Origin of the sequence: Pseudomonas agronomica (assembly GCF_025917275.1) — a bacterium.
Taxonomy (GTDB): Bacteria; Pseudomonadota; Gammaproteobacteria; order Pseudomonadales; family Pseudomonadaceae; genus Aquipseudomonas; species Aquipseudomonas agronomica.
On record NZ_JAOSHO010000907.1, the window covers coordinates 1 to 979 of the forward strand.

Consider the following 979-nt stretch of genomic DNA (forward strand, 5'->3'; position numbering starts at 1 on the left):
GCCGCGCCCGACGCAGCGCCAGCACCGATTCGCCGGTGCTGCTGCTCGGTGAAACCGGCACCGGCAAGGAATTGCTGGCCCAGGCGATCCACAGCGCCTCGCCGCGTGCCCACAAGGCCTTCGTCAGCATCAACAGCGCCGCCATTCCGGAATCTTTGCTGGAAGCCGAGTTCTTCGGCACCGCGCCCGGCGCTTTCACCGGCGCCGACCGCAAGGGCCGCGCCGGCAAGCTGCAAATCGCCCAGGGCGGGACATTGTTCCTCGACGAAATCGGCGACATGCCGCTGCCCTTGCAAAGCAAACTGCTGCGCGTTTTGCAGGAAAAGGAGTACGAACCGGTCGGCTCCAACGAAGTGCTGCAAAGCGACGTCCGGGTGATCGCCGCAACCTCCACCGACCTGGAAGCCGCGATCAAGCGCGGCGAATTCCGTGCGGATCTGTATTACCGCCTCAACGTATTGCCGATCCAGGTCCCACCGCTGCGCGAACGCCTGGATGACCTGCCAGCCCTGAGCGAGGCGATCCTCGAAGAATTGCGCAGCCAGCACGAATTGCACCGCGACGCCCTCGACCTGCTGGGCCAGCATGCGTGGCCGGGCAACATCCGGGAATTGCGCAACGTCCTGGAACGCGCGGCCCTGCTCAGTGACGACCTGGTGCTCACCGCCACCGACATTCGTGCCGCCATCGGCACCTTCACTCCGGTCGTGCGCGCGACGATCCCCAGCCTGGAGCCGTTGCCGCAGGAAACCTTCAGCCAGGCCCGGGCCCGATTCGACCGGCATCTGATCGAAACCACCCTCGCGCAATGCGGCGGGCGGGTGATCGAGGCTGCCGAGCGATTGGGGCTCGGACGGTCGACGCTGTACAAGAAGATGGTGGCGTTGGGGATCGCGGAGTCCCAATAAAGAGACGAGATTCTCTATAAATAGACTTCTCATTTGAAGCGCTTTGCGCTCATCGCGAGCAAGCTCGCTCC

General features: G+C 64.4%; 1 protein-coding gene. It reads left to right on the forward strand.

The genetic code is table 11. The features are described 5' to 3' along the window. A partial coding sequence (locus tag OC610_RS28035) for a sigma-54 interaction domain-containing protein (RefSeq protein WP_264432871.1) occupies nucleotides 1-908 on the forward strand: 908 nt, incomplete at its 5' end. Between the last annotated feature and the right edge of the window lie 71 nt (nucleotides 909-979).